Here is a 7,467-nt window from a genome sequence, read left to right on the forward strand (position 1 = left end):
CATCAAAAAGTCCGAAAAACGCTTACAGTTTTATCGATAAAAAAATGACCAGAATTTAACTTCTAGTCACTTCCATTATGATTCGTCAATTCCTTTAGGCTTCTACCTTGGCTGCAATTTCTTCAGCAAAGGCTTCTAGGCGCTCAATATCTTCTTCTTCGGCAGAAAGGTCTACTTTAACACACTCTGAACCTTTTTCTGCTCCTGTCGCTACAAAAACGCGATCAAAGTCATCGACAGCCTTACAGAATTCGTCGTAGAAGGTATCTCCTGAACCGACCACTCCGTAGATTTTACCGTTCAAGTTGAGATCTGCTAGGTCTTCGTAGAAGTCCATCATCTCATCTGGCAATTCACCGTCACCATAGGTATAGGTCGCAACGATTGCGATATCCGCCTCCAAGAAGTCTGAAGCGTCAACAGTAGTACATTCATCCACATCGACATCCAAGCCCAAGTCACGCAATTTATCTGCTACAATATCTGCAATTTCTTCGGTATTACCGGTCATACTGGCAAATACAATTTTTGCTAATGCCATATCGTCCTCCTCAATTTATCTTTCTCCATTATATCATATCTTTTTCATTTTAAAAATAAAAATTCTTGTGCTACAATGAAATGAGAAAGAATTGAGGTTATTTATGGAAATTTGCCAGCAAATATTAGAGAAAATCAAAGAATACGATACCATTATTATTCATCGCCATATGAAACCAGACCCTGATGCCTTGGGGAGTCAGATAGGCTTGAAAGCTTTGCTCAAACATCATTTTCCTGAAAAGACCGTCAAAGCAGTCGGTTTTAACGAACCAACTCTAACTTGGATGGCGGAAATGGATACTGTCCAAGACAGTGACTACCACGGAGCTCTTGCTATTATTTGTGATACAGCGAATCGTCCTCGTATCGATGATAAACGCTACGAACAAGCTGATTTCACCATCAAAATCGATCACCATCCAAATGATGATATTTATGGTGACCTATCTTGGGTCGATACAAGTTCAAGCAGTGCCAGTGAAATGATTGCTCTATTTGCTCAAGAAAATCAGCTTGCTTTGTCTAGCGAAGCTGCACGACTTCTCTATGCAGGAATTGTCGGGGACACAGGGCGTTTTCTCTACCCGTCAACTAGTGCCCGTACCTTTAAAATAGCTGGCCAGCTCCGAGAAGTTGATTTTGACTTTGCTGGATTGTCTCGTCAAATGGATACCATGAGCTTTAAGATTGCAAAACTTCAAGGCTTTGTCTATGATCACTTAGAAGTTGATGAGAATGGGGCTGCACGCGTTCTGCTTACTCAAAACATCTTGGAAAAATATAGGGTTACGGATGCTGAAACGGCGGCAATTGTTGGAGCACCTGGTCGAATCGATACTGTTAAGGCTTGGGCTATCTTTGTTGAACAAGCTGATGGTCACTTCCGTGTGCGAATGCGTAGTAAAATCACCCCTATCAATGAAATTGCCAAACAACACGACGGAGGAGGACACCCATTAGCCAGTGGCGCCAATTCCTATAGTCTAGAAGAAAACGAAATCATCTATCAAAAGTTAAAAAACTTGCTTAAAAACTGATAAAACACTTGCCAAACTTTTTAGAATCTGATAGACTAGTATGGTAACAATCTATGGCTCGCAAAGAGACCATGGCAGAAAGGAAATATTGCAAAATGAAAAAAGATATCCATCCAGAATATCGCCCAGTTGTCTTCATGGACACAACTACTGGTTACAAATTCCTTAGCGGTTCAACAAAACGCTCTAACGAAACTGTTGAGTTCGAAGGCGAAACTTACCCATTGATCCGTGTTGAAATTTCATCAGACTCACACCCATTCTACACTGGACGTCAAAAGTTCACTCAAGCAGATGGACGTGTGGATCGTTTCAACAAAAAATACGGTCTCAAATAATCAAAAAAAAGAACAGTTACCACTGTTCTTTTTTTGATTTCTTCAAATCAGGGCTCGAGCACGACTGCTGTTCCGCTACAGGTAACCATCGCATACCATTTTCAGCACATAAGGTTTCGTAGTCCATCTTGCCCCCTATGATAGCATTTGCGCAACACTCACTTGCACGCGCCATCATTTCTGATAGAGCTTCTTCTCTCGATTGGGTCAATTCTACTTTATAACTACTAGCACGACCGCCAAAAATATTAGGGAAGCAGCCAACATATCTTTGAACATTTTAACCCCAGCAACTACCTCACCAAAGACAATCCCTTTAAATTCTAGGATTTCCTTTCCTTCAATCCTCATATCATCTTTGGGTCCTCATTGCTTCTTTTAGAATATTGTAGTCTCTTTTATCGACTTTGTAAAAAAATTATCCTTTGGTTTTCAGTATGATGATGTTTTTAAGTGTTGTTTTATTGAACAAATGACAATTTGTGAAACACTAAATATAACTTTCGTAATGTGCCTCTATCATTAGCAATTCATGATTATAGTCAATTTCAGAAAATGTGGAATTCCTCTTATTTTAAACAAAAAACTTTTTTTCCAAAACTTAATTATACAAATTGAAAAACTGGCTATTTTTATATTAACATTATTCTAGTATATTTCCATAAGTACCTTCTTCAGCATCTAAATAATAAACAGAAATGTTATTCAGCCGAAATTCATTTTTCTTCAAAAAAAGGTTTACATATTTTGCATCATGTGTTGTAAAAATGAGCTGTTTATTCAATTTGCCCAAAACATCAATCATCGAAAATTGATTAATATCATCCATATTTTGAATAGGATCGTCTATAGCAATAAAATCAATTGGTGAATTATTTCGAGCGATATTCCTTGCAATAAAAATTGAAACTGCTAAAACATTAAGTTGTCCAGAACTTAGGATATTTGCAACATTGACAGGCCGATCATTATTTACTATTTCAATATCTAATGTATTTTTAATGTCGTCTATATTAAAATAAAGATTTCTATAGGTAGTTACATTTGGATTAAGGTAGTTAAAATATTTTTGAATTACGGATTTATTGCTATTAACTATCTTGGAAAAAGTAAATCTATCATTAATACGATTAATTTCGTCGTCAACTATTTTAAATTTATTATCAAGCTTTTCTTTTATCTTCTGAATACGATGTAATGACTCTTCTTTATCAAGTAAATCATCTTTTATAGTATTGTACTCAATAATGCTTGTATGATTTACTAACTCTTGCGATAATATAGCTATTTTTTTAGCTTTATCATTTATTAAATCTGTCAAAACTATTGAAAGATTATCATTATCAATAAAGCTATACTCTTCGGAGATTTCATTAAGAAGTTCAGCCATTCGTTTAAGAGAATCCAAAGTTGATTTTTGCTTCTCTATTTTTAATGCTATTTTTCTTTCAAGAACTACTAACTCATTGTTCTTTTTTTTAAGAGTTTCATCCTCTTCAAGTAATTGATTCAAGTTTAAACCAGAAAATTTTATATTAGAATTCTCTTCTAACTGCCTCTCAATCTGACTTTTTTTCTTTTTCAACTGCAAATATTGTTGTCGCTTCTCAATACCATATTTTAGATTATTTATTTTTAAATCTACTTGAGTATTATCCAAACTAAAATTTACTTTTACATATAGATAGTGATCTTCTATACTTTGAAGTCTTCTCTGGATTTCACTACTTTGATTTTCTAACTTTAATATATTATTTTGGAGTTGCGATATCTCTTTCCGCTTATTATTAACATTTTCTTCAACTTCTTGTATCTGCCTCTTATGTTTACTAATTCTCTCAGCAGTAATTTCGCTTTGCTGAAGCAAGTATGCGATCCTCCTGTCAAAGTGTTCAGAAATATTTACAACACTCTGGTTGCACACCGGACAATTATTTTCAAATTCTCTGTGACTATTTACAAAACTAGAGGCTTCACGAATCATTCCGATTAACAAATTAATATCATTGTCTGAATCATTTGAAAGTAGTTCAGAATTCAAGTTTGTAATATAATTTTGTTGATTAGTTATTTCAAGTTCTCTCTGTTTAATTTTTTGTTTAAATTCATCAATAGACTTTGGAATGCTTCCCCTATTTTGTAATAATTGATTATATTCAGCAATATTTGACAAAGCATATTGATATTCATCTAGTAAACGTTCAAAATTAGAAACTTGTTTTTGAATATTTTCTTCGAGTTCAAACGATAATTCATAGAGTTCAGGACTTGACAATTGGTTCTCTATTTTTTTCAGTTCCCCCCTCTTCTCTACATTTTGAGATAAAATTTGCATTTCTTGCTCAACTCGTTCAATATTCTTTCCGTTTTGCTCAATACTATTTTCATTTAAAGCAAGCTCTTTTATTATCCTATCTTTTTCACTCTGAGCATCTATTAAATCACTATTTAATCTTTTTATCTTCTCTGTTAGTCTACTTAGATTTCCGACATCTTCATCAATCTTTTTTTGCAATGAATGAAATCTATTTAGTTTATCTTCTATATGACTCTTACTTTTTACAAGATTGTCCTTTTCATTTTGTTTATCTTCAAAATTCAATGCATTAGCAACTTCTATATTTATATTAGCTATATTATATTTCGTTTCGAGTTTTAATTTCTGCTTTTTGATTTCTTCTCTGATTTGTTTCTCAATTCTGTCTTCTTCATTAATCTTCTTTTCTATTACTCTTCTGGCTGTTTCTAAGTTTTGTTTTATATTTGTTATTTCTTCCATTCCTAGTATCGAAGAAAGGACGTTGTATCGTTGAGTTGGAGTATCACTTGCAATAAAATTCAATACCTGCTCTTGAGCAAGCAAAGAGGATTTAAAAGCTTCCTGAAAATCAAAATTCCTATTCTGAACATCTCCAAACACTTTATTGAGACAATGTCTCACATTTTCCTCACCTCTTACAATCTTACCACTTCCATCTTGGCACTTAACAGTTATATTGCTATTTCGTGAAACTGATCTTTTAAGCTTTAGTTTATTTGAAAAAAGTATTTCAACAAAACAGTCATCAGAATCGTTGTTTATTAATATATACTTTAACGATTCAGAACGTTTTTCATTAATTCTATCAATTTCACCTAATATACACCATTGAATAGCATCAAAAATCGAACTTTTTCCGTTTCCATTATCACCTAAAAATATAGTAATGTCTTTAGTGAAGTCAAACTTATGTTCTCCTTGGAAATTTCTAAAATTTCTTATCGTTACTTGCTCTAATCTAGTCATATACTCTACCTTCTAAAAAATTTATTTCTTCCAAAATTTTATTTATTTCAGCATTAGTTAATTTTTTTTGTTCGCCGCCTTTATTCTTTATACTTACATACAATTCATTAATTTTTTCGTTAGTAAAGTATAGACTTTCTTCTACTTGCTTCGCTTCCTTGTTACTATTTGATATATCCAGAAATGGTAGCCTTAAAATATCCATTTCAGTTTGAATAACATACTTTCTGAGGTTCCTTACATCTCTTTCTATGTAATAATACTTTTCATTAAACGAGTTTTTATTAACCACAATTAAAAAATACGTATTCCATAAATTATATTTCGTAGATTTCTTGATAACTTCTCTAATATTTTTCGCTATATTATTAATTTCCTCTCTTAACAAATGATTTTGTATAATTTGTTCATTATAAATAATAAGTAAATTTCCATTTACCTCATCATAAAAAGTACGATACTCTATCCCCTGAACAGTTATATCTTTGTATTGAGCGTTATTAATTTGATTTACTAACTCCTCAACTAGTGGCATTTAACTTCAACTCCTCATCAATCTTTTTCTGCATCTCTTTAAGATTATTGTATTGTTTTCTAGTTTTATTTACTGCATTTAAGTTATCACGATGTGCATATAAAATATTAATTGGTATCTGAACTTCTGTAATATTATTTGCATTAATTTCATCTAATTTAGAATTATTTATGCTAGGATTTAAAGAAAAATCAAGCTCTTCTTTTTTTAGTTCAATGTGTTGATCACTATTTTCATTATCAAATTGACCTGAAATAATTATAGAAACATCTTGAGTACTCGCTATTCTTAGTTTTTCTGAATTATCTAGCATTGGAAATAAATCTTTGAAGTTCTTAATAACTTCCAAAGAATCTCTCATATCATCATTATTCCCTAAAATCAAAAATAGGAGTCTGTCTAATTTTATTGATAAAATGTGCCTATTTTCATCTTCAATCATTAAATTCTTTTTAATAGAAATCTTGAGGAAAAGTAGCAATGACAGTAAATCATTAAAATGACTTTCACACTCTCTTTCTTCAAGTTTTACATCTATACCTTTATTATATTTTAGATATAAATTGATAATACTCTTCATTGTTAAATCACAATCTGACAAAATATTTTCTAAATCTTCCCTAAAGCCATCCACAAATAATTTAAACTCACTGATAAAATTTGAATTCAGTTTTGAATTCGAATAATCACTATCTAATTTTGTAAAATATTGGGTCAAGATTTTTTCATCAGATTTACTATGATATTCCTTGGTTAAATTATCTGTTAATTTTTTCTTAATATATTCTCTTAAATTATTTAATTTTTCGTCTTTAATCAATTGAATTGAAGCATCCTTGGGATCGTAACAAGCATTGAAAAACTCAGCAATAACTTGGTTTAATATTTCAGTTGAAAGTTGACTATACTCAAACCCTAGAATTTTTGGAATACTTGTTGCTATCTTATCTTCTAATTCTTCAGGGAGGAAATGCTTCATATTGAAATTTTGAAATGCCTGATTTAAAAAAATGTCTTTTGTACTTTCAGATTCAATATGTTCTGCATCAAAATTTTCAGCAACTAGCTTTTTAATTTGTTTATCACTCTTATCAGCTGAGTTAGGGTAAAACTGTGAGATATTAAAGCTTTTTGTATCTTGATAGAAACAATTAGATACTATTTCAAACCTTAAATCAAATCCTGATAATTTTTCTATGTTATATGCTGTAATAAATAATTTAGGAATCCAGCTATTAGCTATTTTAATGTCAGCTGGTGAATAAGACCTATTTTTTGTTTTAACTTGAACAAATTTGACTATTTTCTCTGAATTATTAAACAGCACAATATCCTGATGGTAATCTAGATACATTCCATCCCATTTACCTAGAAAAACTTCTCCTAAATAAAGAACTGAAACCATCATTTGATAATAAAATCCTGTCATTGCGACAATACCACCATCATCAGCTGTTTCCTGTTTCGATAAAATATCTTCAAGATCAGCATTGTTTATAGGAGCACGTATTTGATCAATAGACTGATTGAAATCCATGTTTAATATACTATTTTTATCTTCATCAGAAATATCTTCAGAACAACATTTTAAAATACCTTCTAGCATGATTACCCTTAGTGTTCTCTCTATTATTTATCCATCTCAACCATTTTTTCCACACCTTTGGAATCTCTCCCTTAGTCGATTTTCCGTTTTCATTAATTATAAATGGTCTTACCTAATTATAT

The 7,467-nt window shown here is 31.6% G+C and carries 6 protein-coding genes and 1 pseudogene; 2 read left to right on the top strand and 5 right to left on the bottom strand.

Annotated elements, in window-relative coordinates; translation table 11 throughout:
* Positions 1-94: 94 nt before the first annotated feature.
* A complete protein-coding gene (locus tag SORDD16_RS05625; RefSeq protein ID WP_061452683.1) occupies positions 95-541 on the bottom strand; it encodes a flavodoxin in 447 nt (148 codons plus the stop codon).
* Positions 542-644: 103 nt separating this feature from the next.
* Here SORDD16_RS05625 and SORDD16_RS05630 point away from each other — a divergent pair, with 103 nt between their 5' ends.
* Positions 645-1,580 carry a DHH family phosphoesterase gene (locus tag SORDD16_RS05630; protein WP_061452684.1) on the top strand — a complete coding sequence of 312 codons (936 nt, stop codon included), beginning with the start codon at positions 645-647 and terminating at the stop codon, positions 1,578-1,580.
* A 95-nt stretch (positions 1,581-1,675) separates the two neighbouring features.
* Entirely contained in the window at positions 1,676-1,918 is a 243-nt protein-coding gene (locus SORDD16_RS05635) for a type B 50S ribosomal protein L31 (RefSeq protein ID WP_000710762.1), read from the top strand.
* Positions 1,919-1,965: 47 nt separating this feature from the next.
* Here SORDD16_RS05635 and SORDD16_RS05640 read toward each other — a convergent pair.
* The 4 genes and pseudogenes from SORDD16_RS05640 to SORDD16_RS05655 form a co-directional block, all read right to left on the bottom strand.
* Positions 1,966-2,269 (bottom strand): annotated as a pseudogene (locus SORDD16_RS05640) (heavy metal-binding domain-containing protein).
* A 292-nt stretch (positions 2,270-2,561) separates the two neighbouring features.
* Complete coding sequence (locus SORDD16_RS05645) at positions 2,562-5,204, bottom strand: AAA family ATPase (RefSeq protein WP_061452685.1); 2,643 nt, start codon at positions 5,202-5,204, stop codon at positions 2,562-2,564.
* Positions 5,197-5,739: an ABC-three component system middle component 1 gene (locus tag SORDD16_RS05650; RefSeq protein WP_061452686.1), complete on the bottom strand. Its 543-nt coding sequence runs from the start codon at positions 5,737-5,739 to the stop codon at positions 5,197-5,199. Before SORDD16_RS05650 ends, SORDD16_RS05645 begins: the two co-directional genes overlap by 8 nt.
* Positions 5,726-7,345: a hypothetical protein gene (locus SORDD16_RS05655; protein WP_061452687.1), complete on the bottom strand. Its 1,620-nt coding sequence runs from the start codon at positions 7,343-7,345 to the stop codon at positions 5,726-5,728. Before SORDD16_RS05655 ends, SORDD16_RS05650 begins: the two co-directional genes overlap by 14 nt.
* Positions 7,346-7,467 lie beyond the last annotated feature (122 nt).

Source organism: Streptococcus oralis, from assembly GCF_001578945.1.
Taxonomy (GTDB): Bacteria; Bacillota; Bacilli; order Lactobacillales; family Streptococcaceae; genus Streptococcus; species Streptococcus oralis_Q.

What these genes read in the sequence shown, in the direction of transcription:
- SORDD16_RS05625 (WP_061452683.1), bottom strand. Translation starts at nt 541, where the DNA reads ATGGCATTAGCAAAAATTGTATTTGCCAGTATGACCGGTAATACCGAA.
- SORDD16_RS05630 (WP_061452684.1), top strand. Translation starts at nt 645, where the DNA reads ATGGAAATTTGCCAGCAAATATTAGAGAAAATCAAAGAATACGATACC.
- SORDD16_RS05635 (WP_000710762.1), top strand. Translation starts at nt 1,676, where the DNA reads ATGAAAAAAGATATCCATCCAGAATATCGCCCAGTTGTCTTCATGGAC.
- SORDD16_RS05645 (WP_061452685.1), bottom strand. Translation starts at nt 5,204, where the DNA reads ATGACTAGATTAGAGCAAGTAACGATAAGAAATTTTAGAAATTTCCAA.
- SORDD16_RS05650 (WP_061452686.1), bottom strand. Translation starts at nt 5,739, where the DNA reads ATGCCACTAGTTGAGGAGTTAGTAAATCAAATTAATAACGCTCAATAC.
- SORDD16_RS05655 (WP_061452687.1), bottom strand. Translation starts at nt 7,345, where the DNA reads ATGCTAGAAGGTATTTTAAAATGTTGTTCTGAAGATATTTCTGATGAA.